Source organism: Pseudomonas sp. No.117 (assembly GCF_054558395.1).
The window spans coordinates 296,544-323,208 of the sequence record NZ_BAAJNP010000001.1 but is presented as its reverse complement, the minus strand read 5'-3'; the positions used below and the strand labels follow the sequence as shown (position 1 = coordinate 323,208).

Sequence of the window (26,665 nt, the reverse complement as noted above, 5' to 3'; positions counted from 1 at the left end):
GCCCCTGATGAAAACCGCCATCGTCTTCGCCTACCACGACATCGGCTGCGCCGGCCTCGCCGCGCTGATCCAGGCCGGCTATCCCATCGCCGCCGTCTTCACCCATCCCGACGATCCGGGCGAGAACCGCTTCTTCGGCTCGGTGGCCCAGCTCTGCGCCCGCCACGGCATCCCGGTGCACGCTCCGGAAGACGTCAACCACCCGCTGTGGGTAGAGCGCATCCGCGCCCTGGAGCCGGACTTCATCTTCTCCTTCTACTACCGCAACCTGCTGTCCGAGGACGTGCTGGCCTGCGCCAAGCGTGGCGCCTACAACCTGCACGGCTCGCTGCTGCCGCGCTACCGCGGTCGCGCCCCGGCCAACTGGGTGCTGGTCAACGGCGAGAGCGAGACCGGCGTGACCCTGCACCGCATGGTCAAGCGTGCCGACGCCGGCGCCATCGTCGCCCAGCAGCGCGTCGCCATCGCTGCCGATGACACCGCCCTGACCCTGCATGCCAAGCTGCGCGAAGCCAGCCAGGAGCTCCTACGCGATGCCCTGCCGGCGCTGGCCGCCGGTACCCTGGAGGAGCGCGAGCAGGACGAAAGCCAGGCCACCACCTTCGGCCGCCGCAGCGCCGCCGATGGCGAGCTGGAGTGGAGCCGTCCGGCCGTGGAACTGGGCAACCTGGTGCGCGCCGTGACCCAGCCCTATCCGGGCGCCTTCGGCTGGATCGGCGATCGCAAGCTGATCGTCTGGAGCGCCCAGGCGCGCCAGGAAAGCCATGCCCAGACCCCGGGCAGCGTGCTGAGCCTGGAACCCCTGCGCATCGCCTGCGGCGAGGGAGTCCTGGAAATCCAGGCCGGCCAGCTGGGCGACAACGGCCTGTATCTCGCCGGTCCTCAGCTGGCCCGCGAAGCCGGCCTGGTGGCCGGTGCCCGCCTGCATCGCCAGGATCGCCGCGCCAAGCGCCGCACCCGGGTGCTGATCCTCGGCGTCAACGGCTTTATCGGCAACCACCTCTCCGAGCGCCTGCTGGCTGACGGCAACTACGAGGTCCATGGCCTGGACATCGGCTCCGATGCCATCGAGCGGCTCAAGACCAACCCGCATTTCCACTATGTGGAAGGCGACATCTCCATCCATACCGAGTGGCTGGAATACCACATCAAGAAGTGCGACGTGGTGCTGCCGCTGGTGGCCATCGCCACTCCCATCGAATACACCCGCAACCCGCTGCGCGTGTTCGAGCTGGATTTCGAGGAAAACCTCAAGATCGTTCGCCACTGCGTGAAGTACGGAAAGCGCGTGATCTTCCCGTCCACCTCCGAGGTGTACGGCATGTGCCAGGACGAGCGCTTCGACGAAGACCGCTCCAACCTGGTGGTCGGCCCGATCAACAAGCAGCGCTGGATCTATTCGGTCTCCAAGCAGCTGCTCGACCGGGTCATCTGGGCCTATGGCGCCAAGGGCCTGAAATTCACCCTGTTCCGTCCCTTCAACTGGATGGGCCCGCGCCTGGACCGCCTGGATTCCGCGCGCATCGGCAGCTCCCGCGCCATTACCCAGCTGATCCTCAACCTGGTGGAAGGCACCCCGATCAAGCTGGTCGACGGTGGCGCCCAGAAGCGCTGCTTCACCGACGTCGACGACGGCATCGAGGCGCTGTTCCGCATCATCGAGAACCAGGGCGGTCGCTGCGACGGCCAGATCGTCAACATCGGCAACCCGGACAACGAAGCGAGCATCCGCGAGCTGGCCGAGGAGCTGCTGGCCCAGTTCGAGGCCCATCCGCTGCGCCACGAGTTCCCGCCCTTCGCCGGCTTCCGCGAGGTGGAGAGCAAGAGCTTCTATGGCGACGGCTACCAGGACGTGGCCCACCGCAAGCCCAGCGTGGAGAACGCCCGCCGCCTGATCGACTGGCAGCCGACCACCGCCATGGCCGCCACCGTCGGCAAGACGCTGGACTTCTTCCTGCGCGAAGCCATGGCGCAGCGGGAGGCCTGATGAAAGCCCTGATCCCGGCCAGCCTGCGCATCGACGTGGACACCTATCGCGGTACCCGCGAAGGGGTACCGCGGCTGCTCGACCTGCTGGACGAAGCCGGGGTCAAGGCCACCTTCTTCTTCAGCGTCGGTCCGGACAACATGGGGCGCCACCTGTGGCGCCTGGTGAAGCCCACCTTCCTGTGGAAGATGCTCCGTTCCAAGGCCGCCAGCCTCTATGGCTGGGACATCCTGCTGGCCGGCACCGCCTGGCCGGGTCGGCCCATCGGTCGCGACCTCGGCCACCTGATGCGCGAGACCCGCGCGCGTGGCCATGAGGTCGGCCTGCACGCCTGGGATCACCACGCCTGGCAAGCCCACACCGGCAGCTGGAGTCTGGAGCGCCTGGGCGAGGAATTCGGCCGCGGCCTGCAGGCGCTGGAAGACATCCTCGGCGCCAAGGTCGACTGCTCCGCCGCCGCCGGCTGGCGCGCCGATCCGCGGGTGGTGCTGGCCAAGGAAACCTTCGGCCTGCGCTACAACAGCGATTGTCGCGGCAGCGCCCTGTTCCGCCCGCGGCTGGGCAACGGCGGCCATGGCACTCCCCAGGTGCCGGTGGACATGCCGACCTTCGACGAGGTGGTCGGCCCCGAGCTCGCCGCCGCCAACTGGAACGACTACCTGCTCAAGCTGTTCCGCCCCGGCGCGCTGAATGTCTACACCCTGCACGCCGAGGTGGAAGGCATCGCCTTCGCCGAGGACTTCCGCCGCCTGCTCAAGGCCGCGCAGGAGCAGGGCGTGCTCTTCCTGACCCTCGGCGATCGCCTGCCGACCGATCCGCGGCAACTGCCGGCGGGCAATCTGGTCCGCGGCAGCCTGGCCGGGCGCCAGGGTTGGCTGGGCGTGCAAGCATGACCAGGCGCCGCCTGCTGATGCTGTTGCCGCTGGCGCTGCTGGCCTATGTGCTGCCGCTGGGCTGGCGCGGCCTGTGGATCCCGGACGAGTCGCGCTACGCGCAGATCGCCCAGGAACTCTGGCGCCGCGGCGATTGGGTGGTGCCGCACTTCCTTGGCCTGCCCTATTTCGAGAAGCCCATCGGTGGCTACTGGACGCAGGCCATCGCCCAGGCCTGGCTCGGCGATTCCCTGCTCAGCGTGCGCCTGGTGCCGCTGCTGGCCAGCCTCGCCACCGCCGCCCTGGTGGTGCGCCTGACCCGGCTGATCTGGCAGGACCGCCCCCTGGCGCTGCTGGCCGGGGTGCTCTATCTCTCCTGCGTGGCCGTGGCCGGCCTGGCCACTTACGTGACCCTGGATGCCCAGTTCGCCTTCTGGATGGCCCTAGCGCTGCTCGCCCTCTGGCAGGCCCAGGCCGCCGAGAGCCGGGGCGCAGCCCTGGGCCAGTGGGCACTGCTGGGGCTGGCCTGCGGGTGCGGCCTGCTGACCAAGGGCTTTCTCGCCCTGGTGTTGCCGGTGCTGCTGGCCGTGCCCTTCTTCATCCTGCAAGGCCGCCTGGGCGAATTGCTCTGCCGTGGCCCCCTGGCGGTGCTGGTGGCGGTGCTGGTAGTGGCGCCCTGGGCGCTGCTGGTGGCCCATCGCGATCCGGACTTCTGGAATTTCTTCTTCTGGCACGAGCACATCCAGCGTTTCGCCGGCCAGGACGCCCAGCACGAGCGGCCGTTCTGGTTCTACGGCCCGGTGCTGCTGCTGGCCATCCTGCCCTGGGCGGGGCTCCTGCCGCGCACCCTGGGGCGCACCTGGCAGGAGCGGCGTCACCGCGGGACCGCCTTCCTCGGCATCGCCGTGGTCGGCCAGCTGCTGTTCTTCAGCCTCAGCCGCGGCAAGCTGCCCACCTACCTGCTGCCGACCCTGGCGGCGCTGGTGCCGCTGCTGGCGCGCACCCTGCTGGAGGCCCAGCGCCGCGGCGCCACCGGTGCCCTGCGCCTGAACGGCCTGTGCAACCTGCTGCTGGGCCTGGCCGGCCTGACGGCCCTGCTGGTCTATGGCGGCCGACTCTATGAGGCCGGCGAGGGCCTGACTCGCGCCCTGGCCCTGCTGGCACCCCTGGCCCTGCTGCTGGCCGGGCTGGCCGCCTTGGTCTGGCCGCGCCGTACCCTGCTGGCACCGGCCCTGGCGCTCTGGGTGCTGCTGCCGCTGCTGTCCATCGCCCTGCCCAACGGCATGGTCGACAACAAGCTGCCGAGCACCTTCATCCAGGCCCAGCTCGGTCATTTCAAGAGCGCCGGCCTGCTGGTCAGCAACGACCTCGGCGTGGCCGCCAGCCTGGCCTGGGCCACCCACCGCGACGACGTGGTGCTGGTCGGCGGTCCGGGCGAACTCAAGTACGGCTTCGCCCGCGAGCCCGCCAGCGGTCGCCTGATCGAGGAACGCGACCTGGCCGCCTGGCTCGCCGCCCACCGCGACGCCGGCCCGGTCGCCATCCTGCTGCGGGTGGACGGTCCCAGCGATCGCCAGCTGCTCGACAGCCTGCCCGAGCCCGGCGAGAGCATCGCCAGCGAGCGGCTGGTGCTGCTGGTCTATCCGAGGCTGACACCGTGAGCGCCGTCGACGGGCTGCTGATCGCCCTGGTGATCCTGCTCACCAGCGCCGGCCAACTGGGCCAGAAGCGCGCGGTGGCCGCCGGCAACGCCCTGGCCGCGCGCCTGCGCTCGCCCTGGCTGTGGGGTGCCCTGGTCTGCCTGGGGCTGGCTCTGCTGGTGTGGTGCGCGGTGCTGCAGCGGGTGCCGGTGGGCGTCGCCTATCCCTTGCTGTCGCTCAACACCCTGGCGGTGACCCTGCTGGCCCGGCTGGTGTTCGGCGAAGTGGTGGACGGCCGCGCCTGGTGCGGCTGCCTGTGCATCGTCGCCGGCGCGGCGCTGCTGGGCGGCCAGCTATGAACGGCCTGTTCCCGCTCGGCCTGAGCATCCTGCTCACCACCCTGGCGCAACTTTCCCTGCGCGCCGCCCTGGTGCGGCTGCCGGCCATGGCCAGCTGGATCGGCGCGCCCGAGTCGCTGCTGAGTACGGCCGGCCTGCTGCTGGGCCTGGGCATCGCCTGCTACGGGTTGTCGCTGCTGGCCTGGCTGGCCGCCCTGGCGCGCCTGCCGCTAGGTCGCGCCTATGCGGCGCTCGGCCTTTCCTACGTCTTCGTCCACCTCGGCGCGGCCTGGCTCCCGGGCGCCGCCGAATCCTTCACCCCCTGGAAAACCCTGGGCGTCGCGCTGGTCGTGGCCGGCGTCGCCCTCGTCGGCGGGCCCCGGCCCACCGCTGCTCCCACCTTGAGGAATACCCTATGAACATCAGCGTTTTCGGCATCGGCTACGTGGGCCTGGTGCAAGCCGCCGTGCTGGCGGAAGTCGGTCACCAGGTGGTGTGCATGGACATCGATCACGCCAAGATCGAGAAGCTCAAGCGTGGCGAGGTGACCCTCTACGAGCCGGGCCTGGAAGAACTGGTGCTCAGCAACCTGGCCGCCGGCCGCCTGGTGTTCACCCATGACGCCGCCGAGGCCGTGGCCCATGGCGCCGTGCAGTTCATCGCCGTGGGCACGCCGCCGGCCGCCGATGGCTCGGCCGATCTGTCCGCCGTCTTCGCCGTGGCCGAGAGCATCGCCCGGCTGCGGCGCGAGCCGCTGATCGGCCAGCCGGTGTCGCGCGATCCGCTGCTGGTGGTGAACAAGTCCACCGTGCCGGTGGGCACCGGCGACCGCGTCCGCGCGCTGATCCACGAGGTGCTGGCGGAAGAGGGCCGGACCCTGCACGTGGAGGTGGTCTCCAACCCGGAATTCCTCAAGGAAGGCGCCGCCATCGCCGACTGCAAGAAGCCCGACCGCATCGTGGTGGGCACCGACTCGCCGGTGGCGCGCGACGTGATGCGCGAACTCTATGCGCCCTTCAACCGCAACCATGACCGCATCCAGTGCATGGACCTGCGCAGCGCCGAGCTGGCCAAGTACGCCGCCAACAGCCTGCTGGCGGTGAAGATCAGCTTCATCAACCAGATCGCCGAGCTGGCCGAGCGCGTCGGTGCCGACATCGAGGCGGTGCGCCAGGCCATCGGCGCCGATCCACGCATCGGCCACCACTTCATCTACCCGGGTTGCGGCTACGGCGGCTCCTGCTTCCCCAAGGACCTGCAGGCGCTGATCCGCACCGGCGAGGAAAACGCCGTGGAGCTGGACCTGCTGCGCGCCGTGGAAGCCATCAACGTGCGCCAGAAGACCAAGCTGTTCGAGCGCATCCACACCTACTTCGACGGCGATCTCAAGGGCCGCACCTTCGCCCTTTGGGGCCTGGCGTTCAAGCCCAACACCGATGACATGCGCGATGCGCCCAGCCGGGTGCTGATGGAAGCCCTTTGGGCGGCCGGGGCCAAGGTCCGGGCCTTCGACCCGGTGGCCATGGCCGAGGCCCAGCGCCTCTATGGCCACGACGAGCGCCTGGCGCTGATGGGCACGCCCGAGGCCGCCCTGGTCGGGGCCGATGCCCTGGTGATCTGCACCGAGTGGCAGCAGTTCAAGGCGCCGGACTTCGACCTCATCGCCCGCCAGCTCAACCAGCCGGTGATCTTCGACGGTCGCAACCTGTTCGATCCCGAGCGCATGGAGCGCCGCGGCTTCGAGTATTTCGCCATCGGCCGCGGCGCCGCCCTGAGCGGTCCCCAGGTCACCCGCCGCGTGGACGCCGCCTGATGGTCTCGCCCATGCCCCTGGCCCCGCGCAGCACGCCGCTGGCCGCCCTCCCGGCGGCCAACCGGTTGCGCCGGGAAAGCCTGCTGCTCGGCCTGGTCGCCACGCTGCTGTTCACCCTCGGCATCTGGAACCAGGCGCCCCAGGGCTTCGACGGCCGCTGGGCGGTGTTCCTCAATGAAATGTTCCGCCATGGCCCGAGCTTCTTCGCTACCACCTATGGCCAGCCCTACCCGGACTATCCCGGCACCGCCACCTGGCTGAGCTGGCTGGCGGCGCGGGTGATCGGCGCGCCCAACCACCTGGCCAATGTCCTGCCCACCGCCCTGGCCTCGGCCGCGGTGCTGGCGCTGACCTACCGGCTGTTGGCCGACACCCGCCGCGCCTGGGCGCTGCTCACGGTGCTGCTGGTGGCCCTGACCCCGCAGTGGCTGGAAAAGGCCCGCGCGGTCTGCCTGGACCAGCTGGTCGCCCTGGTGGTGCTGCTGTGCTTCTACCTGTTGTACAGCGCCGATCGCGACGCTCGCCCGCTGCGCCGCCTGCTGGTGCTGCCGCTGTTCGCCCTGGGCTTCGCCATCCGCGGCCCGCTGGGCCTGATCGAACCCTGCGGGGTGGTCTGCCTCTACTGGCTGGTGGTCGCCTGGGGCGAGCCGGCGCGCCGCGCCTTCGCCCTGCAACGGCTGGTCGGCTATGGCCTGGCCGGCCTGGCGCTGCTCGCCCTCAGCTGGTGGTCGCTGATGCAGCTGGCGCATTACGAGGGCGGGGCGGACTTCGCCGCCGAGGTCTGGCACATGCAGGTCACCGGGCGCCTGGACGAGAGCGGCAAGCCGTTCTGGTTCTATCTGCAGCTGGGGCTGTATCGCTACCTGCCGGTGCTGCCGCTGGCACTGCTGGTGCTGGTGGCCGAGCGCCGCCACCTGCTGGCCTGGCCGCACACCGCCCAGCGCCGCCTGCTGCTGGGCCTGGCCGGCAGCGGCCTGCTGATCCTGGTCGGGCTGTCGATCCCGCACTTCAAGCGCGCCTACTACGTGGTGCCCATGGTGCCCTTCCTGGCCGCCATCGCCGCCCATGGCCTGCTGCGCGCGCAAGGCTGGTTCCGCCGGGTCGTTCCGGTCTATACGGGGCTGGTACTGGCGCTGCCCGGGTTGGCCCTGGTGGCCCTGCTGGTCTGCCGGCACCTCTGGGAGCGCCACGGCTACTGGCCGGACGTTTCCCTGGCGCTGCTGGTGCCGCTCTTCGTCGCCCTGCAGCTCGCCGCCCTGGTCGGCTGGCGGCGCCTGACCGGCACCCGCCGGCTGCTGACCCTGAGCGCCCTGGCGCTGGCGGCCCAGTGGCTGATGCTGATGGCGGTGGTGGAGCCGGCCCAGGACCTGCAGTACGACACCCGTGGCTTCGTCCAGCAGGTGGAAGGGCTGCGCCAGGCGCAGCCGGGACCGCTGGTGTTCTTCGGCCTCGGCCAGGACAGCTGGGCGATCCGCTACATGATGAACCTGGACCACGACGAGCAGCCGCTCTTCGTCGCCCGGCCGCAGGCCGCCGACCTGGCCCACCTGCCGGCCGGTGCCTGGGTCATCCTGGCCCGCGAAGACCGTGGCCTGCTGGCCGGCACGCCCTTGGCCGATCGGCAACCGGTGCTGGAACGCCGCCTCAACGGCAACCCCTGCCTGGTGTACCAGCTGCCGTGACGACTCCGGGGCCGACCGCTGTCAGCGGTCGGCCCCGGGTTGCCGATAGAGTTCGAGAATCCGCTTGCGCCCCTGTTCGGCGACCAGATAGTGACCGTCGCCGCGGGCGATCAGGGTCTGCGCCGAGCGCAGGTGCGCGAGCACCGTGACCAGGCGCCCGTTGGGTTGCAGCAGCAGGACGCGGGCGCCGTGGGTGGCGTCCTCGGTGATCCACAGGCCGTCGGCCGAGCACTGCACGAAGCCCGGCGCGTCGAGACCCGAAGCGACCAGGGTATCGGTCCCTCCGGGCTGCCACTGCCTGACCCAGCCCTTGGCCTTTTCGGTGTAGAACAACCGGCCATCCGGGCAGCGCGCCACCCCTTCGCCTTCCTCCAGGCCCTCGCGCAACACCTGCAGTTCCCGACGTTCCGGCTGGTAGCTGAGCAGGCGGCCGCGGGGCAGGTCCTCGATGGCATAGAGGGTCTGGCCGTCGGTGGCCACACCCTCGACGTCATTGCCGTCGAACAGCGGCTCGGCATGACCATCGCGCAGCCAGAAGACCGGGAAGCTACCGCCTTCCTGGCTGACCACCAGCCCGCCGTCGAACAGCACCAGGCCATCCGGCTTGGACAGTTCGCCCAGCACCGGCTGGCGTTCGCCCGTGGGCAGTAGCCGCAGCAGGCTGCCGCGGCGGCTGGAGAATTCCTCGGTGACGAACAGGCTGCCATCGGCCGCCAGGGCCAGGGCGCTGACCATGGGGATGTCCGTGGCGAACTCGCGATAACCCCAGCCCTCGGCGGCGCTGACCGGGTGGAAGTGCCGCCAGGCCGGATAGGCGAAGCCGAACGCGACCACGGCGACGCCCAGCGCCAGGCCCTGGCGCCAGCCTGGGCGCGGAATACGTCGCATGGCGACCTCTTTGACCTAAGGAGACAGCCGCGCAGCCTAACCGGCGGCGCGTGAAGATTCCGTCACTGGCGCGCCCTCGGCAGGGCGGCCAGCGGGGCAGGGCAGCGCCATCAGGCGATGAGGAAGGCCTCGGTCAGCTTGACCCAGTAGCGCGCGCCGACCGGCAGCAGGGCGTCGTTGAAGTCATAGGCCGGGTTGTGCAGGTTGGCGCTCGGGCCATTGCCGACGAACAGGTAGCAGCCGGGTACCTGCTGCAGCATGTAGGCGAAGTCCTCGCTGGCCGGGATGGGCGCGAAGGGGTACAGGGCGTCGGCGCCGAAGTGGTCGATGGCCACCTGGCGGGCGAAGGCGGTGGGGCCGTCGTGGTTGACCAGTACCGGATAGCCGCGCTGGTAGTCCAGCTCGGCGGTGGCGCCGAAGCTTTCCGCCTGGGCGCGGACCAGGGCGCCGATGCGCTGCTCCAGCAGGTCGCGGGTGCTGTCCTGGAAGGCGCGGATGGTCAGTTTCATCTCCACCGTGTCGGGGATGACGTTGGAGGCCTCGCCGCCGTGGATGCTGCCCACGGTGATCACCGCCGTATCCAGCGGCGCCACGTTGCGCGAGACAACGGTCTGCAGCGCCATCACCGTGGCCGCGCTGGCGACGATGGGATCGACCGCCTTGTCCGGCACTGCGCCGTGGCCGCCCTGGCCGCGGATGCGCAGGAGGGCGGTGTCGGACGAGGCCATGGCGGCGCCGTCGACAAAGCAGAACTTGCCCGTCGGCACGCCGGGCATGTTGTGCAGGCCGAACACCTGGTCGCAGGGAAACAGCTCGAATAGGCCGTCCTGCATCATCTTCAGGGCGCCGCCCAGGCCTTCCTCGGCCGGCTGGAAGATCAGGTGCAGGGTGCCGTCGAAGGCACGGGTCTCGGCCAGGCAGCGAGCGGCGGTGAGCAGGGTGGTGGTATGGCCGTCATGACCACAGGCGTGCATACGGCCGGGATGCTGGCTGGCGTAGTCGAGCCCGGTGGTCTCCAGGATCGGCAGGGCGTCCATGTCGGCGCGGATGCCCAGCACCTTGCTGCCACTGCCGGCGCGCAGGGTGCCGACCACCCCGGTGCCGCCCAGGCCGCGATGGACCTCGTAGCCCCAGCCGGCGAGGGCGGCGGCCACCAGGTCGCTGGTGCGCTGTTCCTGGTAACCCAGTTCGGGATGGCGATGGATGTCGCGGCGCAGGGCGACCATTTCCGGCAGGTAGCCGGCGATATGACGGGCGGTGGCGTCTTGATCCGCAGCGGTGGCGAAACTCATGGCGGTCTCTCTCAATCCAGGTGGCGTTCGGGATAACTCATCAGGGCCAACCATCCTATCAGCAGCATGGCGATCAGGTACCAGGCCGGGGCGAGCGGACTGCCGCTGGCCTGGATCAGCCAGGTGGCGATGAACTGGGCGGTGCCGCCGAATAGCGTCACCGCCAGGGCGTAGGTCATGGCGAGGCCGGTGGCGCGCACCGGGCGCGGCAGGCCGGCGAGGATCAGCAGCAGCCCGGCGGTCATGTTGACGCTCATGGCGGTGATCACCACGAAGCGGGCGGCGAAGGCCAGGCCCTGGGTGGTGGGGTCGTTCAGCCAGACGAAGGCCGGATAGATGCCCAGCACGGCCACCGCCAGGCTGACCAGGGCCACCGGCTTGTAGCGCCCGTAGCGGTCCAGCAGCAGCCCGGCGGCCAGGGCGGCGACCATCTGCACGGCGCTGGAGGCCACCCCGGCGAGGTAGGCGCTGGTGGCCGGCAGGCCGACGATGCGGGTCATGTAGGTGGGCATGTAGAACTGCATCAGGTAGGTCAGCAGGGTGGCCGACATCACGATCAACAGCCCCAGGCCGAAGCGCCGCGGGTGCTCGCGCAGGAAGGCCCGCACCGGACCGCCTTCGGCCGCGCCGGCGCCGCTCCAGGTCTCGTCCACCTGGCGGCGGATATAGAGGCCGACCGGGATGATCAGCAGGCCGACCAGGAAGGGGATGCGCCAGCCCCAGGCGTGCAGGTCGGCTTCGGACAGGCTGCGGGTGAGCAGGGCGCCCAGCGCCGCGCCGAGCAGGGCGCTGCCGCCCTGGCTGATGACCTGCCAGCTGACGTGGAAGCCGCGGCGGCCGGGGCTGGCCGCTTCCAGCAGTAGGGTGGTGGCAGCGCCGATCTCGCCACCCGCCGAGAAGCCCTGCAGCAAGCGGCCCAGCAGCAGGATCAAGGGCGCGGCCAGGCCGATCTGGGCGTGGGTCGGGGTGAGGGCGATCAGGGCGCTGCCCAGGCCCATCAGCGAGATGGTCAGCAGCATGGCCTGCTTGCGGCCGTGACGGTCGGCGTAGGCGCCCAGCACCATGCTGCCCAGGGGCCGCATGACGAAGCCGACGCCGAACACCCCGACCGCCATCAGCAGCGAGCCATAGGGCGTATCCGAGGGGAAGTACAGCTGGCCAATGATGGCGGCGAAGAAGCTGAACACGGTGAAATCGAACATCTCCAGACCGTTGCCGAGGCTGGCGGCGGCGATCAGCCGGGCGCGCGAGGGCGCGGCGACCGGCGCGGCGGTCGGGGTGGCGGACGTCGGAAGGGCCTGGGCCATGGTGCGTTCCTCTGGTTCAGGTGAATGCTTAGCTATGCAAGTAGTGGTCCGGCCCGGCCAGTCCCTGTGCCAGAGGCGTCGGGAGGCAACGAGTGGCGGGTCCTTGCGCCAGCCTAGTGCACGGCGCTCCTGTCTGCCGCCTGACTGAACGCCTTCCCGCGGCTGGCGAGCCTTCATAAATCCGTCACAATGCCCGCCTAAAGTGCCAGCTCGCGCCTGAGCGTCGCCGGCCAGGCCCGTCTTTTCCATCCCGCGAGGAATCCGGCATGCATCTCAAAGGCCCGCTGACCGCGCTGGCGCTCGTCCTGGCCCTGGGCGGCCCGACCGCCCGCGCCGCAGGCGTCGACCCGGCCATCCCCGAGTATCAGCCGGTGAGCGGGGTCTCCGGCAACCTGTCGAGCGTGGGCTCCGACACCCTGGCCAACCTGATGACGCTCTGGGCCGAGCGCTACAAGCGCGCCTACCCCAATCTCAACATCCAGATCCAGGCGGCCGGCTCGTCTACCGCGCCACCGGCGCTCACCGAGGGCACCGCCAGCATCGGGCCCATGAGTCGCAAGATGAAGGATGCCGAGCTGCAGGCCTTCGAGCAGCGCTTCGGCTACCCGCCCACCGCCGTACCGGTGGCCATCGACGCCCTGGCGATCTTCGTGCACAAGGACAATCCGTTGCAGCGCCTGACCCTGGAACAGGTCGATGCGATCTTCTCCAGCACCCGGCTGTGCGGCGGCCCGCACGAACTCAAGACCTGGGGCGACCTGGGCCTGACCGGCGACTGGGCCAGGCGCCCGATCCAGAGATTCGGCCGCAATTCGGTATCGGGTACTTACGGCTACTTCAAGGAGGCGGCGCTCTGCCGCGGCGACTTCCGCGCCAACGTCAGCGAGCAGCCGGGTTCGGCCTCGGTGGTCCAGGCCATCAGCCAGTCCCTGGGCGGCATCGGCTACTCCGGCATCGGCTACCAGACCGCCAGTGTTCATACTCTGGCCCTGGCCCGCCAGGGCACCACCGACTACGTCGAGGACAACCAGGAGAACACCCTGTCCGGCCGTTATCCCCTGGCACGTTACCTCTACGTCTATGTGAACAAGGCCCCCAACCGGCCGCTCAATCCGCTGGAAGGCGAATTCCTGCGGCTAATCCTCTCGCGCAGCGGCCAGGAGGCGGTGATCAAGGACGGCTATATCCCCTTGCCGACCGCGGTGGTGCAGCAGTCGCTGAAGACCCTGGGCTACTGAGCGGCAGGCGCCCTGCGCCCGTCGCCGGCGTAGCGCCGGCGGCTGCCCATTCGCTGTAACCTTTCTGTCACACGACGTGATTAGGCTCTGCGCCATGAAACCCCCGGTACCCCCGTCCCCGCCCGATCCTCGCGGCCCCGCTCGGCTGGACTTCAACACGCCTGCGCTACGCCGGCGGCGCCGGTGGCGGGCCCTGCAGGACCGGCTGGTACGCTCCTCGGTGCTGGTCGGGGGGCTCGCCGTGCTGGCGACCATCACCCTGATCTTCTTCTACCTCGCCTATGTGGTGCTGCCCTTGCTGCGGGGCGCCAGCCTCCAGGCGCAGCCCTTGCCCCAGCCCACCTGGCTGGCCGCGGCCGGTGCCCCGCTGCTGCTGGGCATCGACGAGCAGAATCGCCTCGGCCTGCACCTCTCCCAGTCCGGCGAGGCGGTGTTCTTCACCCTGACCGACGGCCAGCCGGTGATGCGCGAACGCCTGCCGCTGCCGCCCGGGGTGACCATCACCAGCCAGGCCCAGGATGCCCCGCGCGGGTTGCTCGCCCTGGGCCTCTCCGACGGGCGCGTGCTGGTGGCGCACAAGCGCTACGTGTCCCGCTATCCCCAGGGCACCCGGGTCATCACCCCGGAGCTGGACTTCCCCTATGGACGGGCGCCCCTCGACCTGGGCGCCGAGCCCGTCGCCCTCGATCGCGTGGCCATCGTCGGCGACGACGACCAGCTGGTGCTGGCCGGCGCCCAGGGCAATCGGGTGACGGCCCTGCGCCTCGCCGGCCTGGCGCCCGCGGTGAGCGGTGGCGAAACCACCCGAGTACGCACCTCGACCGTGCTCGGTCCGCTCAACGCCGCGGCCAAGGCGATCTACCTCGATGGCCGCGGCCGCTGGCTCTATGCCCTCAACGGGCGCGCCCAGGTGGATGTCTTCGACCTGCGCGATGGCAGCCTCAACGGTCACTACAAGCTGCTCGAGGCGGCCGACGACGAGGTCACCGCCAGCGCCCAGCTGCTCGGTGGCGTGTCGCTGCTGGTGGGTACCGCCAAGGGCGGGATCGCCCAGTGGTTCCTGGTCCGCGGCCAGGATGGCGAGCCGGTGCTGAGACATATCCGCAGCTTCCAGCTGGGCGCGGCCCCCATCGTGCAGCTGGTTCCCGAACAGCGGCGCAAGGGCTTCCTGGCGCTGGACGCCGCCGGCGAGCTGGGGGTCTTCCACAGCACCGCCGGACGCACCCTGCTGCGCACGCAGATCGCGGCGGGGCCCGGGATGCTGGCGCTGTCGCCGCGCGCCGATCGGCTGCTGCTGGAAGCCGACGGTCGCCTGCTCGGCTTCACCCTGGACAATCCGCACCCGGAAGTCTCCTGGGCGGCGCTGTGGGAGAAGGTCTGGTACGAGAACTACGAGGCGCCGGCGCGGGTCTGGCAGTCCAGTGCGGCGACCGCCGATTTCGAGCCCAAGCTGAGCCTGGCGCCGCTGACCTTCGGTACCCTCAAGGCGGCCTTCTACGCCATGCTGTTCGCCGCGCCCCTGGCCATCGCCGCGGCCATCTACACCGCCTACTTCATGGCGCCGCGCATGAGGCGCACGGTCAAGCCGGTGATCGAGTTGATGGAGGCCCTGCCCACGGTGATCCTCGGCTTCTTCGCCGGGTTGTTCCTCGCGCCCTTCGTGGAAAATCACCTGCCCGGGCTGTTCAGCCTGTTGCTGCTCCTGCCGCTGGCCATCCTGGGCGCCGGCTACGGCTGGTCGCGGCTGCCGCTGACCCTGCGCGAGCGGCTGCCCGAGGGCTGGGAAAGCCTGCTGCTGCTGCCGGTGGTGCTGCTGACCACGGCCTCCGCCCTGGCGCTCAGCCCCTGGCTGGAGAGCCTGCTGTTCGCCGGCGACCTGCGCCTCTGGCTGAGCCAGGAACTGGGCATCGCCTACGACCAGCGCAATGCCCTGATCGTCGGCCTGGCCATGGGCTTCGCCGTCATTCCCAACATCTTCTCCATCGCCGAGGACGCCATCTACAGCGTGCCGCGCAGCCTGACCCTGGGCTCGCTGGCGCTCGGCGCCACGCCCTGGCAGACCCTGACGCGGGTGGTGCTGCTCACCGCCAGCCCGGGCATCTTCTCGGCGCTGATGATCGGCCTGGGCCGCGCCGTGGGCGAGACCATGATCGTGCTCATGGCCACCGGCAACACCCCGATCATGGACGCCAACCTGTTCGAGGGCATGCGGACCCTGGCGGCCAACATCGCCGTGGAGATGCCCGAATCCGAGGTGGGCGGTACCCATTACCGGCTGCTGTTCCTGGCCGCGCTGGTACTGCTCAGCTTCACCTTCCTGCTGAACACCCTGGCCGAGCTGATTCGCCAGCGGCTGAGGAAAAGATATGCGGCGCTCTGAGCGGGGGCTACCGCCAGGGCAGGGCAGCGCGCCCCGGCGCGCCCTGCAGCCGTGGCTGCGCGCCGGCATCCCCGGCGTCTGGTTGAGCGCGGGCGCCGTGGCCATCGCCGTGCTCATGACCCTGGGCCTGATCGGCATCATCGCCGTCCGCGGCCTGGCGCACTTCTGGCCGGCCGAGGTGGTGCAGGGGCGTTATGCGCCGCCGGGGCTGGAGGCACGGCTGGTGCTGGGCGAGGTGGTGCAGCGGGAAAGGGTACCGGCGGAGCGCCTGCGCGGCGTCGGGGTAGCGCTGCCGGCCGGCACCGGCGACAGCCTGAGCCGCGAACTCTTCAAGCTGGGCAACCGCGACCTCTACGGCAGCGACTTCGTCTGGCTGATCGGCGACTGGCTGCAGGATCGCCGCGTCCCCCGCGACGTCCTGGTCCTGGAACGCCGCGAGTGGGGCAACTTCTACGGCTATGCGGTGGAGGTGCGCGAAGAGGGACGCCAGGTCGCCAGGGGCGCCGCGGCCCTGCCCGAGCTGCAACGCCGGCTGCAGCGCACCCAGGCGCTGAGCGAGCGGCTGGAACGGTTGGAGAAACAGGACATCGGTGGCGTCAACTACGCCCTGGAACGGTTGCGCCTGGAAGGCCGCTCCCTGCAGCTGGAAGGCCGGCTCGACGCCGCCGCCCAGGCCGATCTCGCCGCCCGCCGCGCCGAGCTGGAGGCGCGCTATGGCGAGCTGGAAGACCAGCTGGCCAGCCTGCGCCAGGAGCAGCGGCGCGACAGCGTGGTGGTGCGTGACGTCGAGGGCCGCACCCTGGAACTCAACCTCGCCCGCGTGGTGCGCGCCTACCAGCCCAACGCCATGGGCCTGGACGCCAAGCTGGGCTTCTACGGCACCAAGCTCTGGGAATTCCTCAGCGCCGATCCGCGCGAGGCCAATACCGAGGGCGGCGTCTTCCCGGCCATCTTCGGCACCGTGATGATGACCCTGCTGATGGCGGTGATCGTCACCCCCTTCGGCGTCATCGCCGCCATCTACCTGCGTGAATATGCCCGGCAAGGCCTGTTGACCCGCATCATCCGCATCGCGGTCAACAACCTCGCCGGGGTGCCGGCCATCGTCTACGGCGTCTTCGGCCTCGGTTTCTTCGTCTATGTGCTGGGCGGCTCCCTGGACCAGCTGTTCTTCCGCGCCAGCCTGCCCACGCCAACCTTCGGCACCCCGGGCCTGCTGTGGGCCTCGCTGACCCTGGCGATCCTCGCCGTGCCGGTGGTGATCGTCGCCACCGAAGAGGGGCTGGCGCGGATTCCCCGCAGCATCCGCGAGGGCTCCCTGGCGCTGGGCGCGACCCAGGCCGAGACCCTGTGGAAGGTGGTGCTGCCGCTGGCCAGCCCGGCGATGCTGACCGGACTGATCCTGGCCGTGGCCCGCGCCGCCGGCGAGGTGGCGCCGCTGATGCTGGTGGGGGTGGTCAAGCTGGCACCGGCGCTGCCGCTGGACGGCAACTACCCCTATCTGCACCTGGAGCAGAAGATCATGCACCTCGGCTTCCACATCTACGACGTCGGCTTCCAGAGCCCCAACGTGGAAGCCGCCCGCCCGCTGGTCTACGCCACCGCCCTGCTGCTGGTGCTGGTGATCGCCGGGCTGAACCTGTCCGCCGTGTTCCTGCGCAACCGGTTGCGCGAAAAGTATCGGCTACTGGAAGACTAGTATGGTGCTTCAGAAGTTAACTACACGATTTTGGCGGCGCTTTTTCGGCGTGGACGGCGTTGCCACTCCTCACCATAGCCCTGCTATGACTCGTCGCGGCGCCTGGCCCCCATCGGAGCGCCGAATCGCCAAAAATCACTCGCCAAATCTCGTGCGAACTTCTGAAGCACCATACTAGCGCCGAGGAGAACCCATGCCTTCCGATTCCTCCATCTTCAGAACCGCCGCCGCCTACGCGGCCAGCGCCACGTCCGCGGCGAGCGAAGGTGGCGTGGCGCTGTCGGTGCCACGGCTCAACCTGTTCTATGGCAAGAAGCAGGTGTTGCAGGACATCGCCCTGGAGATCCCGCGCCAGCGGGTCACCGCCTTCATCGGCCCCAGCGGCTGTGGCAAGTCGACCCTGCTGCGCTGCTTCAATCGCCTCAACGACCTGGTCGAAGACTGCCGCATCGACGGCGAGATCCTACTCGACGGCCAGAACATCTACGCCCGCGGCACCGAGATCGCCGAATTGCGCCGGCGGGTGGGCATGGTGTTCCAGAAGCCCAATCCCTTTCCCAAGAGCATCTACGAGAACGTGGTCTACGGCCTGCGCATCCAGGGCATCAAGCAGAAGCGGGTGCTCGACGAGGCGGTGGAATGGGCGCTGCAGGCCGCGGCGCTGTGGGCCGAGGTCAAGGATCGCCTGCACGAGTCGGCCCTGGGCCTCTCCGGCGGCCAGCAGCAGCGCCTGGTGATCGCCCGCACCATCGCCGTGCAGCCCGACGTGCTGCTGCTCGACGAACCCTGCTCGGCGCTGGATCCCATCTCCACCCTCAAGGTGGAAGAGCTGATCCACGAGCTGAAACAGCGCTACACCATCGTCATCGTCACCCACAACATGCAGCAGGCGGCGCGGGTCTCCGACTACACCGCCTTCATGTACATGGGCCAGCTGGTCGAACACGGCGACACCGACACCCTCTTCACCAACCCGGCGAAGCGGCAGACCGAAGACTACATCACCGGCCGCTACGGCTAGTTCCAGGCAGGCCGGTGCCCCACCCGGCGACTCGCTCCTCTCAGGCAGGACTGACAGCATGATCAACAAAGACGGTCACACGCAGCACATCTCCCAGCAATACAACGTCGAACTGGAAGAGGTCCGCAGCCACCTGCTGGCCATGGGCGGTCTGGTGGAAAAGCAGGTCAGCGACGCCGTGCGCGCGGTGATCGACGCCGACGCCGGCCTCGCGCGCCAGGTGCGCACCATCGACGACCAGATCGACATCATGGAGCGCGGCATCGACGAGGAATGCCTGCGCATCCTCGCCCGGCGCCAGCCGGCGGCCTCCGACCTGCGGCTGATCATCAGCATCTCCAAGTCGGTGATCGACCTGGAGCGCATCGGCGACGAAGCCTCCAAGATCGCCCGCCGCGCCATCGAGCTGACCGAGGACGGCGAGGCCCCGCGTGGCTACGTCGAGGTGCGCCACATCGGCGAGCAGGTGCGCAAGATGGTCCACCAGGCGCTGGACGCCTTCGCCCGCTTCGATGCCGAGCTGGCGCTCTCGGTGGCCCAGTACGACAAGCTGATCGACCGCGAATACAAGTCGGCCCTGCGCGAGCTGGCCACCTACATGATGGAAGACCCGCGTTCCATTTCCCGGGTGCTGAGCATCATCTGGGTGCTGCGTTCCCTGGAGCGGGTCGGCGACCATGCGCGCAACATCGCCGAGCTGGTGATCTACCTGGTGCAGGGCACCGACGTTCGCCACATGGGCCTCAAGCGCATGGCCGAAGAGGTCAACCGGTCGCGCGAATGATCCGTCCGGTCGCTCCCCGGGTGGCGTCCCGGAGCCGCCTGCTATGCTGCAAGACTTGGCATGGAGTGACCGATGAGCAAGTTGAACGTACTGGTGGTGGACGACGCCCCCTTCATCCGCGATCTGATCAAGAAAGGCCTGCGCAACCTGTTTCCCGGGCTCGTGGTGGACGAGGCGGCCGATGGTCGTCGCGCCCAGACGATGCTCGGCAAGCAGCGCTTCGACCTCATCCTCTGTGACTGGGAGATGCCCGGCATGACCGGCCTGGAACTGCTGTCCTGGTTCCGTGCCCAGCCGGCCCACCAGGGCGTGCCCTTCATCATGGTCACCAGCCGCGGTGACAAGGAAAACGTCGTCCAGGCCATCCAGGCCGGCGTCTCCGACTACATGGGCAAGCCGTTCTCCAACGAGCAACTGGCCGCCAAGGTCAAGAAGGCCCTGCAACGCACCGGCAAGCTCGCCGAGCTGCAGGCCGGCGCCCAGCCCCGTCCGGCCACCGGGTTCGCCAACGATTCCCTGGGCGCCCTGACCGGCAACCGTGCCGACGTGGTCCAGCCAACGCCGACGGCATCCCCGGCGCCGTCGCCGGCTGCCAGCTCCAGCGCCGCCCTGCTGACCGGCGCCGCGCCGCCTCCGCCGGCCCGGGGCAAGGCCGCGGCCGCCAACTTCGGCCAGGGCCAGCTGCGCCTGCCCGAGGCCAGCATGGCCTGCCTGATCAAGGCGATCAGCATCAAGGAAGCCCTGCTGGTGGTGCGCCGTGGCGACCCGCTGCCGCAGATCCTGGAAACCGCCGTGCTCGACCTGGAGCAGGGCGAAGACGGCAGCGACGTGGCGCGCCTCAACGGCTACCTGCACTCGCTCAGCGCGGTGGAAGCGACGCCGGCCAGCGAGTGGGTGCAGGTCAACTTCCGCTTCATCGACCGTGACCCGGCCAAGCTCGACTACCTGTCGCGGCTGATCGCCAAGGGCACCGCCCAGCGGCACTACGTGCCGGGCGCCTGAGGAACGGCGGCCATGCTGGGGCTGGCACGGAGACTGCTTCGCTGCGCCTTACCGCGGATTCCTGACGCCCTGCCCATGCCCTTCGTCCGTCACCTGCTGCTGCTCACCTTCGCCCTGGCCGGCCCCGCCTTGGCGGCGCCCATCTACAAGTACGTGGATGCCCACGGCGTGGTCACCTACACCGACAAGGCGCAGAAGGGCGCCAAGGTGATGACTTTCAGCGACGATCCCATCGAGCGGCTGGACCAGCGGGTCAAGCTGCAGCCGCGCCACTATGCCGGCGGCACGGTGCTGGAGGTGCGCAACGACAGCTTCCTGCCGGTGACCGTCACCCTGCGCCTGTCCGCCCTGCAGAATGTCAGCGGCGTGGGCGAGGCGCCCATCCGCAAGGTGTTGCCGGCGCGCAGCCTGACGCGCCTGGCGACCCTGATCGCGCCCGATCCGAGCCGGCCGCAGCGCTACACCCCCCAGCTCACCACCCTGATGGGCAGTGCCACCCCGGTCTTCGCCTCCGGCTTCGCCTATCCGCTGCCCTGGCTCGGCGGGCCCTTCAACGTCAGCCAGGGCGCCGGCGGCGGCTTCAGCCACAACACGCCCAAGAGCCGCTATGCGGTGGACATCGCCATGCCCGAGGGCACGCCCATCGTGGTCTCCCGCGCGGGCCAGGTGGTGGAGGTGGAGAACGCCCAGGATGGCCGCGGCAACCACCCCTCCGGCAACTTCGTGCGGATCCTCCACGACGACGGCACCATGAGCGTCTACCTGCACCTGCAGCGGGGCTCGATCAAGGTCAGTGAAGGCCAGTGGGTACGCCCCGGCCAGGCCCTGGCGTCCTCGGGCAACACCGGGCGCAGCACCGGGCCGCACCTGCACTTCGTGGTCCAGCGCAACACCGGCGAGGCCGTCGAATCCATACCCTTCCGCTTCGCCCAGGCGGTGGACAGCCTGCCCAACTTCGCCGTCGGCGGACCTTGAGAGCCTGTTCAAAGGCTGCTGCGCGTCGGCCAAGCGGCGTCGAAAAGCCCCTGGAAGGCCAGCCCCTTTACCCTCTGTAGACTCGCGCGCGAGCCCGGTCGAGCGCGAGTCTGATCCGCTTCCTCAGCGCTTTTCGTGGGGCCGCCTGGGCCTTGTTTGGCTCTAGCTCGCGCGCCTTCGAGCAGGCGCTTGCCCTTGCCTGGTTTCAGCCCTGGGCGTCGAGATACTCGCTGGGCGAGACGCCCAGCACCCGGCGAAACATCCGGGTGAAGGCCGAGGGCGAGGCGTAGCCCAGGTCCAGCGCCACCCGGGTGACCGGTTCACCGGCGGCCAGCCGTGGCAGCGCCAGCATCAGCCGGGTGTGCTGGCGCCAGGTGGAGAAGCTGGTGCCGGTCTCCTTGAGAAACAGCCGCGCCAGGCTGCGCGAGCAGAGATGCAGCTGCTGCGCCCAGGTCGCCAGCGCCGTATCGTCGGCCGGATCGGCGTGCAGGCTGGTCTGGATGGCCCGCAGGCGGCGGTCGGCCAACGCCGGCAGGTGCAGGGCGGTCTCTTCGAGAAACACCAGTTCCGCCAGCATCAGCGCCCGCACATGGCCGCCCAGTTCGGCCGCGCCATAGGAAGCGCCGCCCCGCCGCAGGCACCGCAGCAATTCGCGCAGCAGTGGCGAGATGAGCACCATGCTGGTGGCCGCCTGGGGGTAGGGCAGGTCGCTCGGCAAGTCGATGATCACCACCTGCAGGGTGGCCTCGCCATTGGCCCGGGCCTGGTGTTCGATGCGCGGCGGAATCCAGATCGCCTGCTTGGGCGGAACGTACCAGACCCCTTCCTGGGTGGTGACCTCCAGCACGCCGTTGACCGTGTACATCAGGTGCGCCTGGTCATGCACATGCGGCGGCCACACCTGGCCATGAGCGAAGGTGTTGAGCTGGGACACCAGCGGCCCGGCGGGCGGGACGGGCGCATCCGCAGCCACGCTCCGCGACGGGTCTATTGTCTGTTCCTGCATAACAGCTGTCCGTTTCGGTTGGGCAGGGTCAAGGTGCTAGCGCCTAACCTGCAGCACTATGGCCGGAGCATCGGGCGCGCCCAGGAGTGATCCTTCTACGCGCCGAAAACCTGCCTCTTGCGGGAGTGTCGCACAGAACACCTGCCGCTTGGCTGACCCGCCTGAACCGTCAGGCTTGAATTTGAACTACCGTCCGATCGGTGGCAGCGTGGTACAGGGATTTGAGTACCACGCTTTTTTATTCGCACGGCGCTTTGCCAGCGGCTTCACAAAGCCGCGGTTTGGGCATCGCCCAGCCAGCACGGCTTTGTTAGTTTCGGTCCTTGCCCATCATGGTGGCCCTATGCCATGGACCGACGCCTGACCGCCCTGATCTCCTGCCTGACCCTCGCCCTGGCCTTGCCCGTCGCCCTGCCCGCGGCCGAGGCGGCGACCCTGACCAACGCCTCCACCAAGAGCCAGGCCCGCAAGGGGCAGGTCAAGCTCAAGGTGCGCAATGCCAGCGAAGGCCGCGTCTTCGAGGTACGCAACGATTTCGACGTGCCCGTGCGGGTCGAGCTGCGTCTGCAGCGTACCGTCAACGTGGCCGGTGCCGAACGGCCGATCCGCCAGGTGGTGGCGCCGCGCTCCACCGTGCAGCTGGCGGTGATCCGCAAGCGCCAGCAGGGCTTCCCCATGCACTTCGACCAGGCGTTCAGCTACAGCCCGCAGTTGCCGGCCGGCCCCCTGCCGCCGTTGGCCGACAGCGTGGCGGACGGTACCAGCAGCGGTGCTGGCTACGGCTATGCCTGGCCCTGGCGCCAGGGGATCTACTACGTGACCCAGGGTGCGGGTGGCGACTTCAGCCACAACACGCCCAAGGGCCGCTATGCGGTGGACATCGCCATGCCCGAGGGCACGCCGATCAGCGCAGCGCGGGCCGGTACCGTGGTCGACGTGGAGAACGGCCAGTTCGGCCACGGTCCCAATCCTTCGGGCAACTTCGTGCGCATCGCCCACGAGGACGGTAGCCAGAGCGCCTACCTGCACCTGCGTCGCGGCTCGGTGAAGGTCCGCCCCGGCGAGCGCGTGGAAGTGGGCACCCCGCTGGCGGAATCGGGCAATACCGGGCGCAGCACCGGCCCCCATTTGCACTTCGTGGTGCAGGCCCACGAGGGGGGCGAAATGGTGTCCATTCCCTTCCGCTTCGCCCGTCCGCTGGCGGCACTGCCCAACATGGCGCTGCGCGACCGCTGAGTCCTGAGCCGACCGCTTCGCCGCTGCAGCGTCGCCGCCTATCCGGTCGGCGACCGCACGCCTTGTCGCGGTCAGAAAGCCATTGCCAGGAATGGGGCGGGTGGCGTTATGCTATCACCTGTCGTCTCGTCTAGCCCGCTGGTTCCTCAGCTGCCTACCCCTCTCTCCAGGCCGTGGATGCCGTCCCATGAATGGACTCTTAGCCGCCTTGCGCGCCTGTGGGCGTAACCGGCTGTTCTGCCTGCTGGTACTGCTGCTGGTCGCCCTCGACTGCCGGGCACAGGCGCTGCAGCTCGAGGATCCGACCCACACCTACGATCCGCGGCCGGTGCTGGAGATCCTCAAGGCGCCGGCCAGCCTGAGCTTCGCCGAGGCCGCCGCCCGGCCGCGCGATGCGGACCAGGGTTGGCACGCTCCCGGCGTCCTGGAAACGCTGCTCCACGATGGGCGCCAGGGGCTCTGGCTGCGCTTTCGCGTCCAGGGTCGCGGCGACCAGGCCTGGTGGCTGATTCCCCGGTGGCCGGTGCTGGATAACCTCGACCTGCGCACGCGTGGCGCCGATGGTACCTGGGGGGCCCTGCAACAGAGCGGCCTGGCGCTGCCGGTGGCACAGCGGGCGCTGCCCGGGCGTCAGCTGATGTTCGCCCTGGCACCCGCCGCCGGAGCGGTGGAGGAGGTCTATCTGCGGCTGGACTCCCGCGAGAGCTTCGTGCTGCCCCTGCGGCTGATGACGCCCGCCACCTATCTGGTCCAGGCGCAGCGGGATGCCTGGCTGATCGGCGGCTTCTTCGGCTGCCTGTTCACCATCCTGCTGCTGACCCTGAGCCTGTGGAGCTTCGGCCGGCGCTCGGGCTTCGGCTGGTACGCCCTCTATCTGCTGAGCGTCATCGGCTACCAGGCGGTGACCACCGGCTATGGGGGCTGGCTGCTCTGGCCGGACAGCCCGGCCTTCGCCCTGCGCGCCCATGTGGCCTTCGCTGCGCTGTGCTTCCTCAGCGCGGGGCTGTTCGTCCGCTACCTGCTCAGTCTTTACCACAGCGAGCCCTGGATCGACCTCGGCAATCGCCTGTTGATCGGCTACTGGAGCCTGAACCTGGTCATCGCGCTGGCCTGGCCGCAACTGCTGAGTTTCCAGGGGCTGCTCGGCATGATGGCCCTGAGTTGCCTGGTCCTGCTGGGTACCACCACCCACCTGGCGCTGCGCGGCAGTCGCATGGCCCGGTGGTTCAGCGTGGCCTGGGGCCTGCTGCTGCTGGGCAGCCTGGTGCAGTTGCTGGCGGTCGCCGGCTGGCTGTCCCCGGGCAGCCCGGCCTTCCACGGCCAGATGCTCGGCTTCGTCCTGGGTTTCCTGATGCTCTCCTTCGGCCTCACCGAAGGCCTCAGCCGGCAGCGGCGCGAACGGATCGAGGCGCAGCGCCAGGCGCTGGAAGCCTCCAGCGCCCTGGCGCGGGAGCGCGAAGCCTCCTTCGTCGAGCTGGAACTGCGGGTAGCGCTGCGCACCGTGGAACTGCAGCAGGCCAAGGCCGCCCTGGAGCGACTGAACCACGAGCTGCTGCACCAGAGCCAGACCGATCCCCTGACCGGCCTCAGCAATCGCCGCCACTTCGAGCGCGTCTTCCAGCAGGAGATCCGGCGCGCCACCCGGGCCGAGGTGCCGCTGGCGGTGCTGCTGGTGGACGTCGATCACTTCAAGACGGTTAACGATACCCATGGCCATACCCTGGGCGACGAATGCCTGAGGTGCGTGGCCGAGTTGCTGCGGCGACACGCCCAGCGCGCGGGGGAGGTGGCGGCGCGCTACGGCGGCGAGGAATTCGTCATCGCCCTGCCGGGCAGCGCCCTGCTGGCGGCCCAGGCGCTGGCGGAGCGGATCCGCCAGGAGGTGGCCGAGCTGGAGTTGCAGAGCGAGCAGGGACTGTTGCGGCCGACCGTCAGCATCGGCGTGGCGGTGGCCGTGCCGAGCAACCTCGAACATGGCCTGGGCCTGCTGGAGGACGCCGACCGGGCGCTCTACGCGGCCAAGCGCGCGGGGCGCAACCGGGTCTGCCTGAGCGATGGCCTGCCGGGGCTGTGGAGCGGACGCGGCTGAGGCCGCGCCCGGTCAGCGCTCTTCCGGCTGGCGCCGGCGGGCGTCCCTGGGGTCCAGCTTGATGACCTTGGCCAGCACGATCTTCGGCCCCTTCATCTTCTTGACGATGATACGCAGGCCCTCGGCCTCCAGCACCGTCTCCTCTTCGGGGACGCGCTTCAGGCTGTCGTAGATCAGGCCGGCCAGGGTCTCGGCCTCGACGTGGTCCAGATCGATGCCGAGCAGTCGCTCGACCTTGAACAGCGGGGTGTCGCCCCGCACCAGCAGCTTGCCCGGCTGGTAGGCGACCACGCCGCGCTCGGTCTTACGGTGCTCGTCCTGGATGTCGCCCACCAGCACCTCGAGCACGTCCTCCATGGTCAGGAAGCCGATCACCTTGTGGTCGGCTTCCTCCACCAGCACGAAGTGCGCGCCGCCACGGCGGAACTGCTCCAGCAACTCGGACAGCGGCATGTGCTTGGTCACCCGCTCCAGCGGATGCACCAGGTCGTCGAGGTCGAAGGAGGCGGCTTCGCTGTCCAGGCCGGCGATGGCCAGCAGCAGGTCCTTGATGTGCAGCACCCCGGTGAAGGTCTCGCTGTCTTCGTCGTAGACCGGGTAGCGGCTGTACTTGGAGCGGCGGATCTGGGTGAGGATCTCGTCCAGGCTGGCCTTGCTGTCCAGGTAGATGAGGTCTTCGCGGGAATTGGCCCAGTCCACCACTTCCAGTTCGCCCAGCTCCACGGCCGAGGCCAGCACCCGGCTGTCCGGATCGGTGGCGCGGTTGGAGTGCAGGATCAGCTTGAGTTCGTCGCGGCTGTAGTGGTGCTCGTGGTGGGCGCCCGGCTCGCCCTGGCCGGCGATGCGCAGGATGCCGTTGGCGCTGGCGTTGAGCAGCCAGATGGCCGGGTACATCAGCCAGTAGAAGAGATACAGCGGCACCGCCGTCCACAGCGACAGCAGGTCGGGCTTGCGGATGGCCCAGGACTTGGGCGCCAGCTCGCCGACCACGATGTGCAGGTAGGAGATGATGAAGAAGGCGGTGAAGAAGGCGATGCCGTGGATCACCTCGGGGCTGCTGACGCCGACGGCGGTGAGCAGGGGTTCGAGCAGTTCGGCGAAGGCCGGCTCACCGACCCAGCCCAGGCCCAGGGAGGCCAGGGTGATGCCGAGCTGGCAGGCGGACAGGTAGGCGTCGAGCTGGTGGTGCACCTTCTTGAGGATGCGCCCGCGCCAGCCGTGCTTCTTGGCGATGGCCTCCACGCGGGTGGCGCGCAGCTTGACCATGGCGAACTCGGCGGCGACGAAGAAGCCGTTGAGCAGCACGAGGAAGAAAGCGAAGAACACGAGGCCGAGATCGGCGATCAACGTCGAGGAAAAACTGGTGGAAGGGTCCATTAGGGCCGGGAACTGGAAAAAGGTCGCCTAAGCATGGGG

General features: G+C 69.4%; 21 protein-coding genes. 16 read left to right on the top strand and 5 right to left on the bottom strand.

All coding sequences use genetic code 11. The features are described 5' to 3' along the window. The first annotated feature begins 7 nt into the window (after positions 1-7). Genes arnA through ACYJP6_RS01425 form a run of 7 tightly spaced genes read left to right on the top strand, consistent with a single transcriptional unit; the run spans position 8 to position 8,332 of the window. Positions 8-1,987: a bifunctional UDP-4-amino-4-deoxy-L-arabinose formyltransferase/UDP-glucuronic acid oxidase ArnA gene (gene arnA / locus ACYJP6_RS01455; protein WP_459472767.1), complete on the top strand. Its 1,980-nt coding sequence runs from the start codon at positions 8-10 to the stop codon at positions 1,985-1,987. Between the two features lie 11 nt (positions 1,988-1,998). Then, positions 1,999-2,880 carry a 4-deoxy-4-formamido-L-arabinose-phosphoundecaprenol deformylase gene (arnD, locus tag ACYJP6_RS01450; RefSeq protein WP_459473405.1) on the top strand — a complete coding sequence of 294 codons (882 nt, stop codon included), beginning with the start codon at positions 1,999-2,001 and terminating at the stop codon, positions 2,878-2,880. Continuing rightward, complete coding sequence (arnT, locus tag ACYJP6_RS01445) at positions 2,877-4,520, top strand: lipid IV(A) 4-amino-4-deoxy-L-arabinosyltransferase (protein WP_459472765.1); 1,644 nt, start codon at positions 2,877-2,879, stop codon at positions 4,518-4,520. Before arnD ends, arnT begins: the two co-directional genes overlap by 4 nt. Further along, complete coding sequence (locus tag ACYJP6_RS01440) at positions 4,517-4,858, top strand: EamA family transporter (protein WP_145008420.1); 342 nt, start codon at positions 4,517-4,519, stop codon at positions 4,856-4,858. Before arnT ends, ACYJP6_RS01440 begins: the two co-directional genes overlap by 4 nt. Next, positions 4,855-5,256, top strand: a complete 402-nt coding sequence (gene arnF, locus ACYJP6_RS01435) for a 4-amino-4-deoxy-L-arabinose-phosphoundecaprenol flippase subunit ArnF (protein ID WP_459472763.1) — start codon at positions 4,855-4,857, stop codon at positions 5,254-5,256. The genes ACYJP6_RS01440 and arnF overlap by 4 nt, the downstream gene beginning before the upstream one ends. After that, positions 5,253-6,650 (top strand): UDP-glucose dehydrogenase family protein, encoded by a 1,398-nt coding sequence (locus tag ACYJP6_RS01430; protein WP_459472761.1) that lies wholly within the window; start codon positions 5,253-5,255, stop codon positions 6,648-6,650. Before arnF ends, ACYJP6_RS01430 begins: the two co-directional genes overlap by 4 nt. A gap of 11 nt (positions 6,651-6,661) precedes the next feature. Next, on the top strand, positions 6,662-8,332 hold the full coding sequence (locus ACYJP6_RS01425) for a glycosyltransferase family 39 protein (protein WP_459472759.1): 1,671 nt from the start codon (positions 6,662-6,664) through the stop codon (positions 8,330-8,332). A gap of 21 nt (positions 8,333-8,353) precedes the next feature. Here ACYJP6_RS01425 and ACYJP6_RS01420 read toward each other — a convergent pair whose 3' ends face one another. The 3 genes from ACYJP6_RS01420 to ACYJP6_RS01410 form a co-directional block, all read right to left on the bottom strand. Then, positions 8,354-9,220, bottom strand: coding sequence for an SMP-30/gluconolactonase/LRE family protein (locus ACYJP6_RS01420; protein ID WP_459472757.1), 867 nt, complete (start codon positions 9,218-9,220; stop codon positions 8,354-8,356). A 110-nt stretch (positions 9,221-9,330) separates the two neighbouring features. Then, positions 9,331-10,512, bottom strand: coding sequence for a M20 aminoacylase family protein (locus ACYJP6_RS01415; RefSeq protein WP_459472755.1), 1,182 nt, complete (start codon positions 10,510-10,512; stop codon positions 9,331-9,333). Between the two features lie 11 nt (positions 10,513-10,523). Continuing rightward, positions 10,524-11,819, bottom strand: a complete 1,296-nt coding sequence (locus ACYJP6_RS01410) for an MFS transporter (RefSeq protein WP_459472753.1) — start codon at positions 11,817-11,819, stop codon at positions 10,524-10,526. 266 nt (positions 11,820-12,085) lie between these two features. Here ACYJP6_RS01410 and ACYJP6_RS01405 point away from each other — a divergent pair, with 266 nt between their 5' ends. The 7 genes from ACYJP6_RS01405 to ACYJP6_RS01375 all read left to right on the top strand — a co-directional run bounded on the left by ACYJP6_RS01405 (position 12,086) and on the right by ACYJP6_RS01375 (position 20,918). Next, entirely contained in the window at positions 12,086-13,057 is a 972-nt protein-coding gene (locus ACYJP6_RS01405; protein WP_459472751.1) for a PstS family phosphate ABC transporter substrate-binding protein, read from the top strand. A 94-nt stretch (positions 13,058-13,151) separates the two neighbouring features. Continuing rightward, complete coding sequence (locus ACYJP6_RS01400) at positions 13,152-15,437, top strand: ABC transporter permease subunit (protein ID WP_459472749.1); 2,286 nt, start codon at positions 13,152-13,154, stop codon at positions 15,435-15,437. After that, entirely contained in the window at positions 15,424-17,136 is a 1,713-nt protein-coding gene (gene pstA / locus ACYJP6_RS01395; RefSeq protein ID WP_459472747.1) for a phosphate ABC transporter permease PstA, read from the top strand. Before ACYJP6_RS01400 ends, pstA begins: the two co-directional genes overlap by 14 nt. 193 nt (positions 17,137-17,329) lie before the next feature. Continuing rightward, positions 17,330-18,157 (top strand): phosphate ABC transporter ATP-binding protein PstB, encoded by an 828-nt coding sequence (gene pstB, locus ACYJP6_RS01390; RefSeq protein WP_459472745.1) that lies wholly within the window; start codon positions 17,330-17,332, stop codon positions 18,155-18,157. A 58-nt stretch (positions 18,158-18,215) separates the two neighbouring features. Beyond that, positions 18,216-18,941 (top strand): phosphate signaling complex protein PhoU, encoded by a 726-nt coding sequence (gene phoU / locus ACYJP6_RS01385; protein WP_145008430.1) that lies wholly within the window; start codon positions 18,216-18,218, stop codon positions 18,939-18,941. Between the two features lie 72 nt (positions 18,942-19,013). Next, positions 19,014-19,943: a response regulator gene (locus ACYJP6_RS01380; RefSeq protein ID WP_459472742.1), complete on the top strand. Its 930-nt coding sequence runs from the start codon at positions 19,014-19,016 to the stop codon at positions 19,941-19,943. A gap of 75 nt (positions 19,944-20,018) precedes the next feature. Continuing rightward, positions 20,019-20,918, top strand: coding sequence for a peptidoglycan DD-metalloendopeptidase family protein (locus ACYJP6_RS01375; RefSeq protein WP_459472739.1), 900 nt, complete (start codon positions 20,019-20,021; stop codon positions 20,916-20,918). A 205-nt stretch (positions 20,919-21,123) separates the two neighbouring features. Here ACYJP6_RS01375 and ACYJP6_RS01370 read toward each other — a convergent pair whose 3' ends face one another. Continuing rightward, positions 21,124-21,924 carry a helix-turn-helix domain-containing protein gene (locus ACYJP6_RS01370; RefSeq protein ID WP_459472738.1) on the bottom strand — a complete coding sequence of 267 codons (801 nt, stop codon included), beginning with the start codon at positions 21,922-21,924 and terminating at the stop codon, positions 21,124-21,126. A gap of 348 nt (positions 21,925-22,272) precedes the next feature. Between ACYJP6_RS01370 and ACYJP6_RS01365 the strand changes: the two genes are divergently transcribed. Both ACYJP6_RS01365 and ACYJP6_RS01360 read left to right on the top strand, forming a co-directional pair. Next, positions 22,273-23,160, top strand: coding sequence for a M23 family metallopeptidase (locus tag ACYJP6_RS01365; RefSeq protein ID WP_459472736.1), 888 nt, complete (start codon positions 22,273-22,275; stop codon positions 23,158-23,160). Positions 23,161-23,347: 187 nt separating this feature from the next. Beyond that, positions 23,348-25,249: a sensor domain-containing diguanylate cyclase gene (locus tag ACYJP6_RS01360; protein WP_459472734.1), complete on the top strand. Its 1,902-nt coding sequence runs from the start codon at positions 23,348-23,350 to the stop codon at positions 25,247-25,249. Between the two features lie 12 nt (positions 25,250-25,261). Here ACYJP6_RS01360 and ACYJP6_RS01355 read toward each other — a convergent pair whose 3' ends face one another. After that, on the bottom strand, positions 25,262-26,626 hold the full coding sequence (locus tag ACYJP6_RS01355; RefSeq protein WP_145008436.1) for a hemolysin family protein: 1,365 nt from the start codon (positions 26,624-26,626) through the stop codon (positions 25,262-25,264). Positions 26,627-26,665: the final 39 nt, after the last annotated feature.